At 63.4% G+C, this 18711-nt stretch carries 17 protein-coding genes; 8 read left to right on the forward strand and 9 right to left on the reverse strand.

The annotated features are described in order from the left end of the window. Positions 1-79: 79 nt before the first annotated feature. Positions 80-1084: a polysaccharide deacetylase family protein gene (locus HGO38_RS06145; RefSeq protein WP_250955061.1), complete on the forward strand. Its 1005-nt coding sequence runs from the start codon at positions 80-82 to the stop codon at positions 1082-1084. Between the two features lie 368 nt (positions 1085-1452). On the opposite strand, the gene sbmA is transcribed toward HGO38_RS06145, so the two are convergent. The 3 genes from sbmA to HGO38_RS06160 form a co-directional block, all read right to left on the reverse strand. Then, positions 1453-2730, reverse strand: a complete 1278-nt coding sequence (sbmA, locus tag HGO38_RS06150; protein WP_250955062.1) for a peptide antibiotic transporter SbmA — start codon at positions 2728-2730, stop codon at positions 1453-1455. A gap of 127 nt (positions 2731-2857) precedes the next feature. After that, on the reverse strand, positions 2858-4039 hold the full coding sequence (locus HGO38_RS06155) for a YbfB/YjiJ family MFS transporter (protein ID WP_250955063.1): 1182 nt from the start codon (positions 4037-4039) through the stop codon (positions 2858-2860). A 161-nt stretch (positions 4040-4200) separates the two neighbouring features. After that, positions 4201-5175, reverse strand: a complete 975-nt coding sequence (locus HGO38_RS06160) for an alpha/beta hydrolase family protein (protein ID WP_250955064.1) — start codon at positions 5173-5175, stop codon at positions 4201-4203. A 200-nt stretch (positions 5176-5375) separates the two neighbouring features. On the opposite strand from HGO38_RS06160, the gene HGO38_RS06165 reads away from it, so the two are divergent. Further along, on the forward strand, positions 5376-5987 hold the full coding sequence (locus tag HGO38_RS06165; RefSeq protein ID WP_250955065.1) for a TetR/AcrR family transcriptional regulator: 612 nt from the start codon (positions 5376-5378) through the stop codon (positions 5985-5987). 9 nt (positions 5988-5996) lie between these two features. Here HGO38_RS06165 and map read toward each other — a convergent pair whose 3' ends face one another. From map to glpK, 5 genes are all read right to left on the reverse strand, one after another. After that, positions 5997-6749, reverse strand: a complete 753-nt coding sequence (gene map, locus HGO38_RS06170) for a type I methionyl aminopeptidase (RefSeq protein ID WP_250955066.1) — start codon at positions 6747-6749, stop codon at positions 5997-5999. 61 nt (positions 6750-6810) lie between these two features. Beyond that, a complete protein-coding gene (locus tag HGO38_RS06175) occupies positions 6811-7857 on the reverse strand; it encodes an LLM class flavin-dependent oxidoreductase (RefSeq protein WP_250955067.1) in 1047 nt (348 codons plus the stop codon). Between the two features lie 193 nt (positions 7858-8050). Beyond that, positions 8051-8482 (reverse strand): type II toxin-antitoxin system VapC family toxin, encoded by a 432-nt coding sequence (locus tag HGO38_RS06180; protein ID WP_250955068.1) that lies wholly within the window; start codon positions 8480-8482, stop codon positions 8051-8053. Next, positions 8482-8733 carry a type II toxin-antitoxin system Phd/YefM family antitoxin gene (locus HGO38_RS06185; protein ID WP_250955069.1) on the reverse strand — a complete coding sequence of 84 codons (252 nt, stop codon included), beginning with the start codon at positions 8731-8733 and terminating at the stop codon, positions 8482-8484. The genes HGO38_RS06180 and HGO38_RS06185 overlap by 1 nt, the downstream gene beginning before the upstream one ends. 64 nt (positions 8734-8797) lie before the next feature. Further along, positions 8798-10291: a glycerol kinase GlpK gene (gene glpK / locus HGO38_RS06190; protein ID WP_250955070.1), complete on the reverse strand. Its 1494-nt coding sequence runs from the start codon at positions 10289-10291 to the stop codon at positions 8798-8800. 216 nt (positions 10292-10507) lie between these two features. On the opposite strand from glpK, the gene HGO38_RS06195 reads away from it, so the two are divergent. The 6 genes from HGO38_RS06195 (at position 10508) to HGO38_RS06220 (ending at position 18411) form a co-directional block, all read left to right on the forward strand. Further along, positions 10508-11281: a 3-hydroxybutyrate dehydrogenase gene (locus HGO38_RS06195; RefSeq protein ID WP_250955071.1), complete on the forward strand. Its 774-nt coding sequence runs from the start codon at positions 10508-10510 to the stop codon at positions 11279-11281. A gap of 39 nt (positions 11282-11320) precedes the next feature. Beyond that, a complete protein-coding gene (gene xdhA, locus HGO38_RS06200; protein ID WP_250955072.1) occupies positions 11321-12790 on the forward strand; it encodes a xanthine dehydrogenase small subunit in 1470 nt (489 codons plus the stop codon). A 258-nt stretch (positions 12791-13048) separates the two neighbouring features. Beyond that, entirely contained in the window at positions 13049-15388 is a 2340-nt protein-coding gene (gene xdhB / locus HGO38_RS06205) for a xanthine dehydrogenase molybdopterin binding subunit (RefSeq protein ID WP_250955073.1), read from the forward strand. 16 nt (positions 15389-15404) lie between these two features. Then, positions 15405-15773, forward strand: coding sequence for an endonuclease domain-containing protein (locus HGO38_RS06210; protein ID WP_250955074.1), 369 nt, complete (start codon positions 15405-15407; stop codon positions 15771-15773). A gap of 211 nt (positions 15774-15984) precedes the next feature. Next, positions 15985-16785 (forward strand): xanthine dehydrogenase accessory protein XdhC, encoded by an 801-nt coding sequence (gene xdhC, locus HGO38_RS06215; protein WP_250955075.1) that lies wholly within the window; start codon positions 15985-15987, stop codon positions 16783-16785. 69 nt (positions 16786-16854) lie between these two features. After that, positions 16855-18411, forward strand: coding sequence for a tetratricopeptide repeat-containing sulfotransferase family protein (locus tag HGO38_RS06220; RefSeq protein WP_250955076.1), 1557 nt, complete (start codon positions 16855-16857; stop codon positions 18409-18411). 6 nt (positions 18412-18417) lie between these two features. Here the strand turns inward: HGO38_RS06220 and HGO38_RS06225 are convergent, their stop codons facing one another. Further along, positions 18418-18651, reverse strand: a complete 234-nt coding sequence (locus HGO38_RS06225) for a hypothetical protein (protein WP_250955077.1) — start codon at positions 18649-18651, stop codon at positions 18418-18420. Positions 18652-18711 lie beyond the last annotated feature (60 nt).

Genomic DNA, 18711 nt, shown 5'->3' on the forward strand with positions numbered 1-18711 from the left:
AGGCTGGCAATTACCAGCGCGTTCAAAGCTTCGCCGCATTTCGATGACAGGAAACCCGCTTGTTGATGCAAGGCTTGTCATGTTTCGTACCGCTTTTTTTCTCTCGCTGCCGCTGGCCCTCGTTTTGTCCGCAACGCCAGACGCCAGGGCCGAACCGGCCGCCGACCGGCCGAAACAGATGCTGATCGTCTCCTTCGACGGGGTGGCCGACAACCGGCTCTGGGTCAAAAGCCGCGACATCGCCCGCCGCTCCAATGCCCATTTCACTTACTTTCTGTCCTGCGCCCATCTCATCCCACGCGCCGACGCCAAAACCTATCAGGCGCCGGGCCAGAAAGCCGGCCGCTCCAATGTCGGCTTTGCGCCGAACCCGCAGGATGTTGCCGTGCGGCTCGACCAGATCTGGCAGGCCCATCTGGAAGGCCACGAGATCGGCAACCACACCTGCGGCCATTTCGACGGCAAGGATTGGTCGAAGGCCGACTGGCTGCAGGAATTTGAAAGCTTCGACCGGGTTGTGACCAATGCCTGGACGGCCAATGGCGTCGGAGACCGGGAGCCGCAGGGCTGGGCCCATTTCGTGCAACAGGACATCCGCGGCATGCGCGCCCCCTATCTGTCGGAAACGCCTGAACTGGTCGCGGCCGAGAAGGCGGCCGGCTTTGCCTATGATGCAAGCCCGGTTGCCCGCGGCCCGCAATATCCCGAGGACGATGGCCGCCTGGCGCGCTTCGGCCTGCCGCTGATCCCCGAAGGCCCGAAGCAACGCCGCATCGTCGGCATGGACTATAATCTGTTCGTGCGTCATTCGGCCGGCCTCGACCATCCCTCGCGCTCCACCGAATTCGAGGACCGCGCCTATCAAGCCTTCCGGGCCGCCTTCGATGCCCAATATGACGGAGAGCGCCTGCCGCTGCAGCTCGGCTTCCACTTCGTCGAAATGAACGGCGGCGCCTATTGGCGGACCATGGAACGGCTGGTGACCGAAGTCTGTCCTCGCGCCGATGTCGCCTGCGTGACGTATTCGCAGGCGCTGGAGATGAGCCGCGACCGGCAGGCGGTCGCGAGGGCTTCGGGGCTTTAAGGCGTCCCAGGCTGACCGTTTTGAGTGCCGCCTACCCCCCTCTGGCTTGCCAGCCATCTCCCCCACACGGGGGGAGATCGGCCAGGATGCACCCGCCCGCCCAGCCAGAAAAGCCACAGAGCAGACGACATGCATTCGGACCCGTCACGACCTGGCCAGCACGCTTCCTGTGTCTTATCGTTTCAGCGCTCGCAATGCCATCCGACCGGTCGAGAGGCGAACCGCGGGTCGATCTCCCCCCGTGTGGGGGAGATGGCTGGCAAGCCAGAGGGGGGCGACCTCGCTCTGCCGTGGGCGGCGTCCCACAAACGCAAACCGCGCCGGATCGCTCCGGCGCGGTTGAATCGTGATACGTCAAAGGCGATGGCTTACGGCTTGTCCGCCTCAAGCTCTCCGCCCTCGGCCTCACGCTCCAGATAGCGCTGGTCGATTTCCGGCAGAGGCTCGTTGTCGATCGCCGCCTCAAAGGCCCGCAGACGTTTGTGGATCGACAGAAGCTCGACGATCGTCGGCCAGACATTGACCAGGTACTGGAACGAATTGCTGACCTGACCGAAGGCGGTGGCGATCTGCTGGTAGATACCGTAGGTGATTTTCACCGCGACGATGGTCGGCACCAGCATGAAGATCAGGAACAGCGCATCGGCCTGGCCGTAGAAGGAGCGCGCCAGATTGAAATAGGTGTAGTGGAAATAGAGGCGGAAATAGTTGCGCCGGACATTGGTGAACAGCTCGACCACCGTCAGGGGCTGGGCGCGATCGGCATGGTCTTCCCCGTAGACGAGTTCCTTGCGATAGGCCGCCTCGACCCGCTGATTGCGGAATTCCAGGCCCGGCAGCTTGATGCCGACCACGGCCAGCAGGAAGGTGCCGAACACCGACCAGATCAAGGCCAGCCAGAACAGGCTGTGGGGAACCGCACCGATGATCGGTAGTTCGGTAACGTAGGACGACAGGACGAACAGGATCGGCAGGAAGGCGATCAGGTTCATCACCGCATCGATCAGGCTGACGCCGAGCCCCTCAAACGTCGAGGCAAACCGCATCGTATCTTCCTGGACACGCTGCGAGGCACCTTCGATATGGCGAACCTTCTGCCACTTCGACATGTAATAATCGTTCATCGCCGTGCGCCAGCGGAAGATATAATGGCTGACGAAGAACCGGACGATGACGAAGACCGCGACGTTCAGGAAGGCGATGCTCCAGAAGGTGATCATCAGACTGTAGAAGTCCCAGGTCGTGATCCCCGGTTTGCCTGTCAGAGCATTCTGCAGCAGGTCGCCGAAGGGCCGACGCCAGTTGTTCAAAAGCACCGAGACCTGCACGTCGAAATAGGTCGTGAAGATGATGAAGAACGTGCCCCAGATCGCCCAGGTCCGCCACGGATGATCCTTGGCATAGAACTGCCAGAACAGGCCGAACGCGGCTGTCCAGATGCCCGCATAGATGCAGAACCACAGATAGTCTTTGGTCAGGAAGAACGTGAGGTTGATCACCGGCTCGGCGTCGGCCGGCGTGGGTGGAAGTCCGATGGCTGTTCCCATCTGTTCACCGAAGAGATACCAGACGAGAACAGAAAGAAGGACCCAGACAGCGAAAGAGGAAAAGAACAGTTTCGGTTTGGGAAAGAAGGATTGGAACACGGAAGTGGACTTTCCTGACTGGAGTGTTCTGAAGAGGTCGAAACACCTGTTGGCGGGAAACTATGGCAGTTCCGTGGGGCGGGCAATGGCCCTTGGCGAGTGTTACACAATTGTAACGACAGGACTATCAGCCGATGCGGCGATAGACCGGAACGACCAGGAGCGCGCAGGCAACCAGGGCGAGTGCTGCCAGCACCGTGGGCCCGGTGAAGCTGCCGGTCGTCTCGGCCAGCCAGCCGGCCACCAAGGGTCCGGCGATCTGGCCGACCCCGAAGGCGGCCGTCATGAAGGCCAGCGCCCGGCGCGGGCTTTGCGGCGACAGGGTCCGGCCGATGCGCAGGCCGTAGGCGGTGATCATGATGAAGGTAGCGCCAAGGCTTGCCCCGCCGATGAGCGGCGCATAGGGAAACGGCAAGAGCACGGTCGCCAGCACGCCCGCCGCCTCGACCAGCAGGCCCGCGACATAGACGCCGGCAAGACCGACGCGCAGCATGACCGGCCGCCAGACGAAGATCGACACGGCCGCCGTGCAGCCGGTCAGGAACCAGGTGAGGAATTCGATGGTCTGCCCCGCCTGCCCCAGCCGCGCCATGGCAACGATGAAGGTGGCGGTGATGACATAGCCGAAGCCGAACAGCCCATAGGACAAGGTGACCAGCGCCAGGGGCTTGCGCCAGGTCAGCGGCGGTTCGCTGTGCGCCTCGCCTGCCCGCGCCGGTGCTGCCGGCAACAATCGCCACACGATCAGAAAGGCCAGAAAGCTCAAAGCGGCGCCGGTGAACCAGTCGGTCCGAAAACTGTTTGCTTCCTCCGTCGAAAGCCAGCCGATCAGCATGACCATCAGCGACGAGGTGGCAATGCCCATGCCGACACCGCCGAAATGGGCCGACTGCACATGGTCGCTGCCGCGCGCTGCGGCATGGCCGAGCACGATCGACGAGGTGAAGATCATCGCAAAGGCACTGGCAAGACCCGCCACGAAGCGGATGATGACGAAGGCGACAACGCTCTCGGAAAGCCCCATGGCGGCCAGCGCCAGGGCAGTGGTCAAAAGCGCCCCGAGCGCCACCAGCCGCTCCCGCCCGGCCGCCCAGCCATAGGCGCCGAGCACGGCCCCGGCCAGATAACCGGCAAAATTGCCGGCGGCAATCAATCCGGCATCGGCCGAGGACAGCCCGAGCCCGGTCATCATGGACGGCAGGATCGGCGTGAACGAAAACCGCCCGAACCCCATGGCCGCCGCCATGGCGATCGCGCCGGCCAGTGCCGTCTTCACCAGGCTGACCTGATCTGAATGTCCTTTGCTCATTGCCGGCTTATTGCATTGCGTCAATTTGCCGACAAATCAGAAATTTTCATGGGACGTTGAATGGCAAGGCGCGCGAGCCGATGGCACCAAGGCCATCATCGTCCACTCTGGCTGCACGCCTGATCGTTACGAGCGTGCAGCCAGGTCGGGGAGGACGACAATCAGGGCTGCTTGTGATCGACCCGCCCGAGCGAAGCGGCCTGGCCTGCCAGCGCCTGGCAGGCCAGCGGCCAGGCCGGATCACCCGCATAGAGCGCCGAGCGCAGATAGGCCCAGCTCATGCGCTGCACGGTGGCGAGGCGGTCGGGATCCTCGTCATCCGTCTCCTTCGCGTCATAGCCGGCGATCCCGCCAAGCCCATGCTTGCCGCCAAACAGCGTCAGCAGCGCATTGCTGCCCGGGCCGTGGTGATAGGCATCCGCATGCCAGTCGGCGCCACGAACGGTGAGGTGCGGCGAGACATCGCTGTCACCGACCACCACCAGCGTTGGCGTCGTCAGGTGCGAATAGTCGGGGTTGAGCGACGTATAGTTGGCGCGGGCGAATTCGCTGAGGCTGTCGCCGCCATTGCCGGGCGCTGCCAGCAGCACGCCTGCCGTGATGCGTGGCTCGATCAGGCTGACATTCTGGGCGGTCTCGTCGCGGATATCGGTCAGCCGCGCTCCGAGCAGCATGCCGACGGTCTGGCCGCCGAGCGAATGGCCGACAGCAGCAATCCGGCTTCGATCGAGCCGTCCTGTGATCGTCGGAACCATCGCTTCGATCTCATCGAGCCTATCGAGAATGAGCGTCATGTCCTCGACGCGCGACCGCCAGAAGAACGGCGCACCCGGCGCATCGGCGCCAAGGCCGGCAACCTTGGAATTGCCATGGGTCGGCTGGATCACCACGAACCCATGCTCCGCATAGAAATTGACCAGCGGACCATAGCCATCCTTCGAGGGAAGATAGAGCGACGGGCCATGGCCATGCGACAGCAGAAGGATCGGCAGGTCGTTGCCCGTGGCGGGCGCGGGGATCCGCATCTCAAGCGGCATGCCCCTGCCCGGCGCCGGCAGCGTCACCGGGGTAATGGAAATGGGGACGGTCACGTCATTGACCGGAATGGACCGCGCCGCGTTGATCAGGGTGTTCATAAAGCATCTCCTCGGGTTTCGGATGGCGAACCGACAGCGGGTCGTCTATGGTGCGGGAACGGAACATTGATCCACAAATATACGGAACAAGGTTCCGTTTCTGAAATCCATATACGGAACTGTGATCCGCTTATCAAGAGGTAAAGCGAGACTGCTGGAATCCGCATGAAAAAACGGGGGCGCATGTGTCCGAAGATGCGATGAAGACGCAGGAGAACAATACGCAGCCGGCACGGCGCGTGCGGGCAGACGCCCAGCGCAATGAGGATGCCGTGTTGGAGGCCGCCAAGCAGGTTTTCAAGACCTTAGGCGTCGATGCGCCGGTGCGCGAAATCGCAGCAATGGCCGGTGTCGGCGTGGGAACGCTCTATCGCCGCTTCCCGCAGCGCTCCGATCTGGTGGCTGCCGTCTTTCGCCGCGAGGTCGATGCCTGCGCCGCCGAGGCCACGTCACTGGCGGCCGATCACCCGCCGGGCGAGGCGCTGGCACGCTGGTTGAAGCGCTATACCGATTTCATCGCCACCAAACGGGGCCTGGCCGCAGCGCTACACTCCGGCGATCCGGCCTTCGACGCGCTGCCGGCCTATTTCCGCGCCAGTTTCGAGCCGGTGCTGAAATCGCTGCTGGATGCGGCGGCAGCAAGTGGCGAGGTGCGCGGCGACGTGGCGCCCTATGACCTGCTGCGGGCGATCGGCAACCTGTCCTCCGCCTCCGGCGAGGACAGCGCGGGACATGCCGGCGCCATGGTCGATCTGCTGATCGACGGTCTGCGTTTTGGAGCAAGGAAAATGGAGAGTGAAACGGCACGCTAAAGCGCCCGCTCACTCCACCATGGTCAGGATCAGCGGACCGTTTTTCGTCACCACCAGCGTGTGCTCGAACTGCACGGTCGGCGCACGCGGTTCGCTGAACAGCGTCCAGGCATCTTTGTCGCCATCCTCGGCCCAATGGCCGCCGAGCGACAGGAAGGGTTCGACGGTGAATACCAGGCCCTCTTCCATGATCCGGGTTTCGTCCGGGTCCGGCCAGGTCGAGAGTTCGGTCGGTTCTTCATGCAGCGACCGGCCGACGCCGTGGCTGGCCAGATTGGTGATCAGCGTATAGCGGTTCTTGGCGGCAAACTTGCCGATCGCATTGCCGATATTGGCCAGCGGCTGGCCGGTGCGGATCTGGTTGAGACCGACCCAAAGCGCCCGCTTGCCGTCGCGGCACAGCCGCTCGATCTTCGGCGTCACCGGCGGCACGATGAAGGACGAGCCGGTATCGCCGAAATAGCCGTCCTTCTCGGCCGACACGTCGATATTGACCAGGTCGCCGGCGGCAATCACCCGCGGGCCGGGAATGCCATGCGCCACTTCCTCGTTGACGCTGATGCAGGTGGCGCCGGGAAACTGGTAGCAGAGTTCGGGCGCCGACCGCGCACCCGCATCCTCCAGCACCTTGCGGCCGATCATGTCCAGCTCGGCCGTGGTAATGCCCGGCTCCAGCGCGGCCGCCATGGTTTTCACCGCCAGCCCGCACAGCCGGCCGACCTCTTTCAGCTTGGTGAGATCTTCGTCGCTCGAAACAATCATCTGCTTTTCTTCCGCGCACAGCTGGGTTGCCGCGCCTCTGCCAGGATCAATGGGCCGTGGCTTACGCGGCGGTTTCCGTTTGCGTCAACGCCTTTCTGACCAGCGGCGCGACTTTTGTGCCGTAGAGTTCGATGCCGCGCATGATCTCGGCATGCGGCATCGGGCCGATCGCCATCTGCAGCAGGAAGCGGTCATTGCCGAAGATGGCGTGATGGGCGACGATCTTTTCCGCCACCGTTTCCGGGTCGCCCAGGAAGATCGCCCCATCGGGCGCCCGCGACTGATCGAAATGCTGGCGGTTGGTCGGCCCCCAGCCTCGCTCGCGGCCGATGCGGTTCATCACCTCGGCCTGCGGGCCATAAAACACGTCGGCAGCCTTTTCCGTCGTATCGGCGATGAAGCCGTGCACGTTGATGCTGGTCTTCAGCGTCGCCGGATCGTGGCCGGCCCGCTTGGCGCTTTCGCGGTAAAGGTTGAACAGCGGCGCGAAGCGATGCGGCTGGCCGCCGATGATCGCCAGCGCCAGGGGCAGGCCGAGCACGCCGGCCCGCGCCACCGATTGCGGCGTACCGCCAACGGCGATCCACAGGGGCAGAAGATCCTGCAGCGGCCGCGGATAGACGCCTTGCCCGACCATCGGCGCGCGGGTTTCACCCGACCAGTCGACGATCTCGTTCTGCCGGACCGCCAGGAGCAGGTCGAGCTTTTCCGCAAACAGCGTGTCGTAATCGTCGAGGTCGTAACCGAACAGCGGGAAGGATTCGATGAACGAGCCACGCCCCGCCATGATTTCGGCCCGGCCGCCGGACAAGAGATCGACGGTGGCGAACTGCTGGAAGACCCGCACCGGATCGTCCGAGCTCAGCACCGTGACGGCGCTGGTCAGGCGGATGTTCTTGGTCTTGACGGCGGCCGCCGCCAGAATGGTCGAGGGCGACGAGGCCATGTAATCCGGCCGGTGATGCTCGCCGAGACCGAAGACATCGAGCCCGACCTGGTCGGCAAGCTCGATCTCCTCCAGCAGATCCTTCACCCGCCGCGCCGCCTCGGCACCCTTGTTGACGGCATTCGGATCGACATCCGCGAAGGTATAAAGGCCGAGTTCCATGATCACTGTCCCGTTGATGTTTGTCCTCACAGATAAGGTGAGCACGATCCGGGCGCAAACTGGAATCGGTGACGCAGTGTTGAGGGGATGCGTTGAATCGATACATGAAGAGCGCCGATTTCGAATCGCAAATCAACGGCTTGGCGGGAAAAGCGGATTCAGCTTGGCAGCGTGTTGAATCGGAATGGCAGGATTATTTGACCCCCTGCCCTTCCCACGGATTGATCAGAGGGACGTTCATATCGCGGAAGTCGGCAGTGTTGCGGGTCACCAGCGTCAAGCCGGCTTTCATCGCGGTTGCGGCAATCATCGCGTCTCGGTAGGGGCGCGTACGATCCGACCACAGTGAGGCGCAGATGCGGGCCTCGTCCAGGCCAAACGGTAAGACCCGGTCGCGATATTTGGCAATGACGACATTGTCGAGCCAGTCCTGCAGTTTGGCCGCACCCGCCGGATCACGCCGTGCCCGTTTGATAATCCCGAAATCCAGTTCGAAAATATTGATCGCGGAAAGATACAAGAACTCGGGCGAGATATCCTTTGTCCAACGTTCGACGTTCGGATCAGCCTGCCCCAAATTGATCTTCCGGAATTCCGAAATGACATTGGTATCCAACAGAAACATCAGTCGAATTCCGCCGGCCGGAAGCCTACGTCGTCAAGTCTCTCGGGTTCGAATTCGATGTCCTCGCCGCCGGGCATGGCAAAGGTGTCGCCGACCGTCTGGGTGCCGCCAGACCGTTTCAGGAAGTCGTCCATCGTCATCAACACATAGGCCCCCTTGCCGCGATCGGTAATGATCACGGGGCCTTGCTGTGCCGCCTTCTTGGCTTTGCCGGTGTCTTGATTGAATTCGCGCGAGGTCATGACGGTCATTGGTCATCTCCACTTTGTAGAAACATTACTACATCATGGTCCGACTGCCAAGTCCAACGCCGTCTCACCCCGTCGTCAGCGTCCGCTTCACGGCATCGCGCCAGCCCTTGATCTTGCGGGTCCGGGTCTTGTCGTCCATCTCTGGTTCGAAGCGATGGTCGCGGGCGCAGGCCTTGGCAAACCCGGCCTGGTCGGGCCAGACGCCGGCGCGGCTGCCGGCAAGCCAGGCGGCACCGAGCGCCGTGGTCTCCAGCACGACGGGACGATCGACCGGTGCATCGAGCAGGTCGGACAGCCGCTGCATGGCCCAGTCGGAGGCGACCATGCCGCCATCGACGCGCAACACCGTCGCCTCGCCGGTGGTTTTCCAGTCCTTGTGCATGGCGTCCAGCAGGTCGCGGGTCTGGTAGCAGACGGCCTCCAGCGCCGCACGGGCAAATTCCGCCGGCCCGGTGTTGCGGGTCATGCCGAAGATTGCGCCGCGCGCTTCCGGGTCCCACCACGGCGCGCCAAGGCCGGTAAACGCCGGCACCAGATAGACCTCCTGGTTGGGATCGGCCTGGCGGGCCAGCGGTCCCGCCTCCTTGGCCTCCTTGATCATCTTCAGGCCATCGCGCAGCCATTGCACCGAGGCGCCGGCCACGAAGATCGAACCTTCCAGCGCATAGGTCGTCTTGCCGTCCAGCCGATAGGCAATGGTCGTCAGCAGCCGGTTCTTCGAGCGCACCAGATCCTCGCCGGTATTGAGCAGCGCGAAGCAGCCGGTGCCGTAGGTGGATTTCAGCATGCCGGGCTGGAAGCAGGCCTGGCCGATGGTGGCCGCCTGCTGGTCGCCCGCCACGCCGAGGATCGGCACCGCAGCGCCGAACACCTCGGGATCGGTCACGCCGAAATCGGCAGAGCAATCCTTGACCTCGGGCAGCATGGCGGCCGGCACCCGCAGGATGTCGAGCAGATCGTCGTCCCAGTCGTTGTCGACGATATTGAACAGCAGCGTGCGCGACGCATTGGTGGCGTCGGTGACAAAGCTCTTACCCCCGGTCAGCCGCCAGATCAGGAACGTGTCGATGGTGCCGAAGCACAGATCGCCCTTGGCGGCGCGCGCCCGTGCGCCCTTCACATTCGACAGCAGCCAGGACAGCTTGGTGCCGGAAAAATAGGGGTCGAGCAGCAGGCCGGTCTTGCGGGTGAATTGTTTTTCCAGATCCTGGCGCTTCAGCTTGTCGCAATAGCTGGCCGTACGCCGGTCCTGCCAGACGATGGCATTGTGGATCGCCCGGCCACTGTCGCGCTCCCAGACGACCACCGTCTCGCGCTGGTTGGTGATGCCGATGGCGGCAATGTCTTTCGCGGTGATGCCGGCCGTCCTGATCGCTTCGCGGATCGACCACAGCACGCTCTGCCAGATCTCTTCGGGATCATGCTCGACCCAGCCGGATTTCGGAAAGATCTGTGGGAACTCTTTTTGACCCGAGCCTGCAACCCGCATCCTCTCATCGAACAGGATTGCCCGGCTGGATGTGGTTCCCTGATCGATTGCAAGCACATATCCGCCCACGCGCACCTCCCAATGCTCATAGCCTGTCTTTGGTTGGCGCAAGTTCAATACAAGGCGCAAGACTTTGTCAAAACAAATGCCGCGGCGTTTATTGTCCGTCCACGGCGGGTAAACGTCCAAAAAACGCAATTGCCAGCATTAGCGATTTGGGCATAACTTTGCCTGCTGTGTTGCGGCGCAAGAGAATGCCGGAAAACCCATGGGGGAGAACTGCCAATGTCCAGAACCGTCGTCGTCACCGGCTCCACCAGCGGCATAGGCCTGGCGATCGCCAAGGCCTTTGCGGCCGGCGGTGACAATGTGGTGATCAACGGTTTCGGCGACGCCGCCGAGATCGAGGCGATCCGCAAGGCGCTGGAGACCCATGGCGGCAAGGCGCTCTACCACGGCGCCGACATGACGAAGCCCGACGAGATCGCCGACCTGATGGAGACGGCCGCCCGGACATTCGGCATGGTCGACGTGCTGGTCAACAATGCCGGCATCCAGCATGTCGCGCCGATCGAGGACTTCCCGGCCGACAAGTGGAACCAGATCATCGCCATCAATCTGTCCAGTTCCTTCCATACCATGCAGGCAGCCATTCCGGCGATGAAGGCGAAGAAGCACGGCCGCATCATCAACATCGCCTCGGCGCACGGGCTGATCGCCTCGCCGTTCAAAGCGGCCTATGTCGCCGCCAAGCATGGCATCATGGGGCTGACCAAGACGGCAGCGCTGGAACTTGCCGAATTCGGCGTGACCGTCAACGCCATTTGTCCCGGTTATGTGCTGACGCCGCTGGTCGAAAAGCAGATCCCCGACACCGCCAAGGCCCGCGGCATTTCCGAAGCTGAGGTCAAGTCGGATGTCATGTTGAAATTCCAGCCGACGAAGGAATTCGTTGCAGTTGAAGATGTCGCCGCCACGGCGCTGTTTCTGGCGAGCGATGCCGCCAGGCAGATCACCGGCACCCATATCTCGATCGATGGCGGCTGGACGGCGCAGTGACCCTGCCCGCTAGCCGATCCATCCGAAAGAAAGCCTGACATGACTGACCGTATCCGCTTCATCCTGAATGGCGAGGATATCGCCCTCGGCAGCGTCGATCCCACCGAAACGCTGCTGGATTTCCTGCGGCTGCAGCGCCGGCTGACCGGCAGCAAGGAAGGCTGTGCCGAAGGCGACTGCGGCGCCTGCACCGTCCTGGTCGGCCGACTGGTCGATGGCCACCTGTCTTACGAGACGGTCAATGCCTGCATCCGCTTCGTCGGCTCGCTCAACGCCACCCATGTGGTGACGGTCGAGCATCTCGCCGCCAAGGACGGAACGCTGCATCCGGTGCAGCAGGCCATGGTCGACTGTCACGGCTCGCAATGCGGCTTCTGCACGCCGGGCTTCGTGATGTCGCTGTATGGCCTGTGGCTGACCGATGAAAAACCGTCGCGCGCCGCCATCGAAAAGGCCCTGCAGGGCAATCTCTGTCGCTGCACCGGCTACGAGCCGATCGTCAAGGCGGCCGAACAGGTGGCGCGGATCCGGCCGAGCGCCCTGTTCGATCCGCTGGAGCGCGAACGTGCCAGCATCATCGCGCGGCTGGAGGATCTGAGGACCAAGGAGACCATCACGGTCAGCAAGGGCGACCGCCGGCTGATCGTGCCCGGTACTGTCGCAGCGCTTGCCGATCTGCTGGCCCACGAGCCCAAGGCCACCATCGTCGCCGGCGCAACCGATGTCGGCCTGTGGGTCACCAAGCAGATGCGTGATCTGAACCCGGTGATCTTCATCAACCATCTCGACGAATTGCAGGCAATCACCAGCACGGACACCGGCATCACCATCGGCGCCGGCGTGTCCTACAGCACGGCCCATGAGACGCTCGCCCGCGAAATCCCGGCCTTTGGCCGGCTGATCGACCGCATCGGCGGCCAGCAGGTGCGCAATATGGGCACGATCGGCGGCAATGTCGCCAACGGTTCGCCGATCGGCGACACGCCGCCGGCGCTGATTGCGCTTAGCGCCACCGTGACGCTGCGCTCCGCCACCGGCACCCGCACCCTGCCGCTCGATGATTTCTTCATCGATTATGGCAAGCAGGACAGAAAGCCCGGCGAGTTGGTCGAAAGCCTGCATGTGCCGCGCCCCTCCGCCGGCCATCGCTTCGCCGTCTACAAGATCACCAAGCGCCGCGACGAGGATATTTCCGCCCTCTGCGGCGCCTTCAGCCTGGGGCTCGATGAGAACGGCACCGTCTCCCATATCCGCATCGCCTTTGGCGGCATGGCCGGAACGCCGAAGCGCGCCCGCAGCGTCGAGGCCGCCCTTTACGGCAAGCCCTGGACGGAGACGACGATCACGGCCGCCCGTGACGCCTTCGACAGCGACTACCAGCCGCTCACCGACTGGCGCGCCACCGCCGACTACCGCCAGCTGACCGCCAAGAACCTGCTAACCCGCTTCCTCCTGGAAACCTCGGGATCGCCGCAGGAGCTGCAACGTTTTACGCTGGAGGAGGCATGATGGTGCGCGGTTACCCCCCTCTGTCGGCGACGCCGACATCTCCCCCTCAAGGGGGGAGATCAACCGCCGGCCTCGGCGCCAATTTCTCTTGTGACCATCGCGACCTGTCAGAACGGTCTATTTCATCGCATCAATTTCTGCTGACCAGACTTCGAAGGCCAGCCGCTGTCGAAACGCCAACCCCACGCCGATCTCCCCCCTTGAGGGGGAGATGCCCGGTAGGGCAGAGGGGGGTCATGACACACGGAGGCGTTCATCATGGATAAGGCGGCTTACGAGCAGTACAAATATATCAACGGCCCGATGCATGAGTCGCAGCGCCATGATTCAGCCCATAAGCATGTGGCGGGAAGTGCCGAATATATCGACGATATTCCCGAACCCGCCGGTCTGCTGCATGGTGCGCTGGGCATGGCGGATCGTACCCATGCGACCATTCTCGCGATGGATCTGTCGGCAGTCCGCGCCGCGCCCGGCGTCGTCTGGGTGCTGACCGGCAAGGATGTGCCTGGCGTCAACGACGTCTCCTCCGGCGGCCATCACGACGAACCGCTGTTGGCCGAAGACAAGGTCCAGTTCCACGGCCAGCCGATCTTTGCGGTGATTGCCGAGACCCGCGATCAGGCCCGCCGTGCGGCCCGGCTTGCCAAGGTCGAATACCAGGACCTTCCGCACTGGAGCGATATCGACGGCGCGCTGCTAAACGGCGCCGCGGTGGTAACGCCGGGCATGACCCTGAAGCGCGGCGAGCCGGAAGCCGAACTCGACAAAGCCGAGCATCGCCTCAAAGGCCAGATGCGCATCGGCGGCCAGGAGCATTTCTACCTGGAAAGCCATATCGCCATGGCGATCCCCGGCGAGGATGACGACATCACCGTCTGGTCCTCGACCCAGCATCCCTCGGAAATCCAGCATGTCGTTGGCCATGTGCTCGACATTCCCTCCCATGCGGTCACCGTCAATGTGCGGCGCATGGGCGGCGGCTTCGGCGGCAAGGAAACCCAGGGCAACCAGTTTGCAGCCCTTGCCGCGATCGCCGCCAAGAAGCTCAACCGCGCCGTCAAGTTCCGCCCCGACCGGGACGAGGACATGACGATGACCGGCAAGCGCCACGACTTCCGGATGGATTTCGACGTGGCCTACAATAGTGACGGCCGCATCCATGCCCTTGCCGCCAATTTCGCCGCCCGCTGCGGCTATTCCGCAGATCTGTCGGGACCGGTCACCGACCGTGCCCTGTTCCATGCCGACAGCAGCTATTTCTATCCGCATGTGCTGCTGACCTCGCAACCCCTGAAGACCCACACCGTCTCCAACACCGCCTATCGCGGCTTCGGCGGGCCGCAGGGCATGCTGGGGGCGGAACGGGTGATCGAGGAAATCGCCTATGCGCTGGGCAAGGATCCGCTGGAGATCCGCAAGGCAAATTTCTATGGCGAGCTTGGTTCCGGACGCGACATCACCCCCTATCATCAGCTGGTCGAGGATAATATCATCGCCAGGGTGGTCGAGGAGCTGGAGACCTCGTGCGACTATCAGGCGCGCCGAAATGCGATCCTCGACTTCAATGCGTCGAGCAGGGTCATCAAGAAGGGCATATCGCTAACGCCGGTGAAATTCGGCATTTCCTTCACCCTGACCGCCTTCAACCAGGCCGGCGCCCTGGTGCATGTCTATCAGGACGGCTCGATCCACCTGAACCACGGCGGCACCGAAATGGGCCAGGGCCTCTATACCAAGGTTGCCCAGGTGCTGGCCGATGCCTTCCAGGTCGATATCGAGAGGGTCAAGATCACCGCGACGACCACCGGCAAGGTTCCGAATACCTCGGCCACCGCCGCCTCGTCCGGCTCCGACCTCAACGGCATGGCGGCCTATGATGCTGCCCGCCAGATCAAGGAGCGCCTGGTCGCCTGGGCCAGCGAACGTTACGGCGTGCCGACCGGCGAGATCGAATTCCTACCGAACCGGGTGCGGGTCGGTAACGACGAGATCCCCTTCCCCGAGTTCGTCCACCACGCCTATTTCGGCCGCGTGCAGCTGTCGGCGGCCGGCTTCTACAAGACGCCGAAGATCCATTGGGATCGGGCGTCCGGCCGCGGCACGCCCTTCTATTATTTTGCCTATGGCGCCTCCTGCTCGGAAGTGTCGATCGACACGCTGACCGGCGAATACCTGATGGAGCGCACCGATATCCTGCACGATGTCGGCCGCTCGCTGAACCCGGCCATCGATATCGGCCAGATCGAAGGCGGCTTCGTGCAGGGCATGGGCTGGCTGACGACGGAAGAACTGTGGTGGGACGGCAAGGGGCGGCTTCGCACCCATGCGCCCTCGACCTACAAGATCCCGCTTGCCTCCGACCGGCCAAAGACCTTCAACGTCAAGCTGGCCGATTGGTCGCAGAATGCCGAGCCGACCATCGGCCGCTCCAAGGCCGTCGGCGAACCGCCCTTCATGCTGGCCAATTCCGTGCTGGAGGCGCTGTCCATGGCGGTCGCCAGCGTGGCGGACTATCGCCATTGCCCAAGGCTCGACGCACCGGCAACGCCCGAGCGGGTGCTGATGGCGGTGGAACGGCTGAAGAAAGAGGTTTGACCTGGACACGCCGCGGATGACGCATTTCGAGGTGCCAGAACGAAATCGGGGACATGCCCGGCACATGCGCAAAGCGCTGACCGAGGCAGAGTTGCGCTTTTGGAATGTGGTTCGGGCGCATCGGCTCGAAGGCCTGAGCTTCCGCCGACAGATGCCGATCGCTGGCTACATTGTCGATTTTTCATGTCCGCAGCATCAGCTGGTCGTGGAGATTGATGGCGAGAGCCACAGCCATGATGGGTCGATAGAGCGGGACAGGCTACGGGACGAAAAACTGAAGGCGCTGGGGTGGACGGTCCTGCGGGTCACCAACGAAGATGTTCTTCAGCGGCTGGATCAGGTCTGTACGCATATCCTGCGGATGATTGGAGACATGCGTTCGTGACTGGCGCCTACCCCCCTCTGTCCTGCCGGACATCTCCCCCTCAAGGGGGGAGATCGACCCGGTCGATAGCGCTCGCATCTGGTCAAATTGCGTCTCCTGTGCCGGCCCATCTCGGCGTGAGAGACATCAGTGTCTGCCAGCGACGGCGCGGCAATCCGATCTCCCCCCTTGAGGGGGAGATGTCCGGCAGGACAGAGGGGGGTACCAGCGCGTGACCGCCCTCCGCACCTTCCTCACCACCCACCCCGCCGTCCTTCTCGTCGAGGTGGCTGTCGCCAAAGGCTCGACGCCGCGCGATGCGGGCACGATGATGCTGGTGGCGGCGGATGCCATGTGGGGCACGATTGGTGGCGGGCAGCTGGAATTCATGGCGATCGACCATGCCCGCGCCCTGCTGTCCGGCCGACCTTTACCACTCACTCTCGACGTGCCGCTCGGCCCGGAGATCGGCCAATGCTGCGGCGGCCGCACGCAACTGCGTTTCGCGCCCGTCGATCCGGTCCTGGCCGAAACGCTGCGGCAGCGCCTGCGGCAGGAACAGGACGCCTATCCCCACGTCCTGGTGTTCGGTGCCGGCCATGTCGGCAGGGCCCTGGCGCAGGCGCTGGCACCCCTGCCACTGCAGGCCACGATGATCGAGACCCGCAACCAGCCTGTGCCGGACCTGCCGCCCGCCATTGCCCTGCGCCATGTCGCCATGCCGGAGGTGGAAGTGGCCCATCTGTCGCCCGGCAACGCCGTGGTCATCATGACCCATGACCATGCGCTCGATTTCCTGATTGCCCGCCAAGCCTTGGCCCGCGGCGATCTCGCCTATGTCGGCATGATCGGCTCGGCCACCAAGCGGGCGAGTTTTGCCCATTGGCTGCAGCGCGACGGCGGCGATCCGTCCTTAATCGACCGGTTGGTCCTGCCGATCGGCGGCAGCACGGTCCGCGACAAGCGCCCGGCGGTGATTGCCGCCCTGGTGGCCGCCGAGCTGCTGACGGCATTAATGCCGGGGAAAGCCTGAGATAAGCTCTCGCTTCTATCCTGCACAGATCGTCGCGTTTCCGCGCCGCAAAGTGCGAATCGAAAAACCATGTCCAGCCGCCATTCTGCGACCAAAGCGACATCGCCGGCAGAGAGCGACCCCACCTCTCAGCACGAGCAGGCAAAGGCGTTGAAATTCCGCGCGACAATCAGCCGGAAACAGGGCGATCTGGAATTGGCGGCGCGCCAGTTGCTGGCGGCCGCCACGCTTGTGCCTGACGACGCCGAAACCTTTTTCGACCTTTCCATCGCCTTGTATCAAACCAATCGTATTGGGCTGGCATTGGCCGCAAGCAAGCAGGCCGCAGTTCTCGCTCCCGATCATCCCGCCATCCTGGCCAACCTCGGCCGCATTCTCCTCGATCTCGGGCGGGACCCGGAGGCCGAGACCGCACTCAGACGCGGACTGGAGTTGGCACCCCGCGAAGCCGCGATGTTGCGCAGCCTGGCGACGCTGCTGCGCGACAGCGGCCGCAATGCGGATGCCATCGACCTGTGGCGCCGGCTTGTCGCCGTTCGCCCCGCCGACGCCGAAGCCTGGTACAACATTGCCAATTCAGCCTCTTTTGCACCCACCGCCGACGATCTCAACAGGCTGGAAGCGCTGTTTCGCGGCGCGACCAATGGTGCCGACAAGACCATGCTGGGGTTCGCGCTGTTTCGCGCCGAAGAGGCACGGAGCAACACACAGGCCGCCTTTGCCTGGCTCGATGCCGCCAACCGCACCAAACGCGCCGCTCTCCCTCACAATCCGGCCATCGAGGCCGGCGTCTTCGCGCAGATGAAACAGCATTTCGACGCCGGCTATTTCGCCGGTCTCCAACCCAGCGACGGCCCGGCGCCGATCTTCATCGTCGGCATGCCGCGCTCCGGCACGTCGCTGGCCGAGCAGATCCTGTCCTCCCATCCCGAGGTTCATGGCGCCGGCGAACGCAACGAGATGACCGAGCTTGTCGGAAAATTCCTGGCCGACCGCAGCCGGCCCGGCCTGGCGCTGGACGGCTTCCAGCCCGGCTGCACGGCCGCCGCCGAGATGGCCGCCGCCTATCTCACGGCGATCGCACCTCTTGGCCACGGCAAGCCACGCTTCACCGACAAGATGCCGCTCAATTTCCGCTGGATCGGCATCATCAGGACGCTCTTTCCGGCCGCCCGTGTCATTCATTGCACCCGCCCGCCGATCGAAAACTGCATGTCGATCTATGCCAGCCTGTTCGGCTCGGAGGGTAACCGCTTTGCCTATGATCTCAAGGAACTGGCGCATTATTATGCGCTTTATGCCGATCTGATGGCCCATTGGCACTACGTGTTAGGCCCGGACCTGCTGCAATTCGATCTGACGGCATTGAAGCAGGACCAAGACGGCCAGACACGGCGCCTGCTGGCCTTCTGCGGCCTCGACTTTGACGAGCGCTGCCTGGCCTTCGAAAGCAATAGGCGTTCCGTCCGGACGCTGAGCGCCAGCCGTGTTCACCAGGGTCTCGATCGCTCGACAGACCGCCGGACCGCGCTGTTCCGGCCCTTCCTCTCGCCCGTCGAGGACATCCTGCTCGCCCATGGCATCGACCCGGACAGCCACTGGAACTCGAGCGCTGTAAACGGTTGACCCCGATCACTGCGGCCCGCGCGGTGGCCGGATGGCGGACCAGACGGAGGCCGTATCCCGGATTTCCGCCCGGCGGGACCGGGAGGCGCGGCCCTCCCAATATCCGAGATCGCGCTTCAGATCATCCGACAGGAAGGTCTCGATACGGTCGTCCGGCTGCAGCAGGCGCGTGACCACTCGTCCCATACAGCGCAGAACACCAAAAACCAGCGAGACAGCGTTCCTCAATCCGATAGCCATGATTTCCTCCGTGAATACTGATGAGCGGCCCTTTGCAAAAGGTTGCTCTGGAGGCTAAGA

Origin of the sequence: Rhizobium sp. CG5, assembly GCF_023701945.1 — a bacterium.
Lineage (GTDB): Bacteria > Pseudomonadota > Alphaproteobacteria > Rhizobiales > Rhizobiaceae > Allorhizobium.

Bases quoted from the DNA above. Each gene is read 5' to 3' on its own strand.
- HGO38_RS06145 (WP_250955061.1), top strand. From the start codon at position 80: ATGTTTCGTACCGCTTTTTTTCTCTCGCTGCCGCTGGCCCTCGTTTTG.
- HGO38_RS06155 (WP_250955063.1), bottom strand. From the start codon at position 4,039: ATGAGCAAAGGACATTCAGATCAGGTCAGCCTGGTGAAGACGGCACTG.
- HGO38_RS06160 (WP_250955064.1), bottom strand. From the start codon at position 5,175: ATGAACACCCTGATCAACGCGGCGCGGTCCATTCCGGTCAATGACGTG.
- HGO38_RS06165 (WP_250955065.1), top strand. From the start codon at position 5,376: ATGAAGACGCAGGAGAACAATACGCAGCCGGCACGGCGCGTGCGGGCA.
- map (WP_250955066.1), bottom strand. From the start codon at position 6,749: ATGATTGTTTCGAGCGACGAAGATCTCACCAAGCTGAAAGAGGTCGGC.
- HGO38_RS06175 (WP_250955067.1), bottom strand. From the start codon at position 7,857: ATGGAACTCGGCCTTTATACCTTCGCGGATGTCGATCCGAATGCCGTC.
- HGO38_RS06180 (WP_250955068.1), bottom strand. From the start codon at position 8,482: ATGTTTCTGTTGGATACCAATGTCATTTCGGAATTCCGGAAGATCAAT.
- HGO38_RS06185 (WP_250955069.1), bottom strand. From the start codon at position 8,733: ATGACCGTCATGACCTCGCGCGAATTCAATCAAGACACCGGCAAAGCC.
- HGO38_RS06195 (WP_250955071.1), top strand. From the start codon at position 10,508: ATGTCCAGAACCGTCGTCGTCACCGGCTCCACCAGCGGCATAGGCCTG.
- xdhA (WP_250955072.1), top strand. From the start codon at position 11,321: ATGACTGACCGTATCCGCTTCATCCTGAATGGCGAGGATATCGCCCTC.
- xdhB (WP_250955073.1), top strand. From the start codon at position 13,049: ATGGATAAGGCGGCTTACGAGCAGTACAAATATATCAACGGCCCGATG.
- HGO38_RS06210 (WP_250955074.1), top strand. From the start codon at position 15,405: ATGACGCATTTCGAGGTGCCAGAACGAAATCGGGGACATGCCCGGCAC.
- HGO38_RS06220 (WP_250955076.1), top strand. From the start codon at position 16,855: ATGTCCAGCCGCCATTCTGCGACCAAAGCGACATCGCCGGCAGAGAGC.
- HGO38_RS06225 (WP_250955077.1), bottom strand. From the start codon at position 18,651: ATGGCTATCGGATTGAGGAACGCTGTCTCGCTGGTTTTTGGTGTTCTG.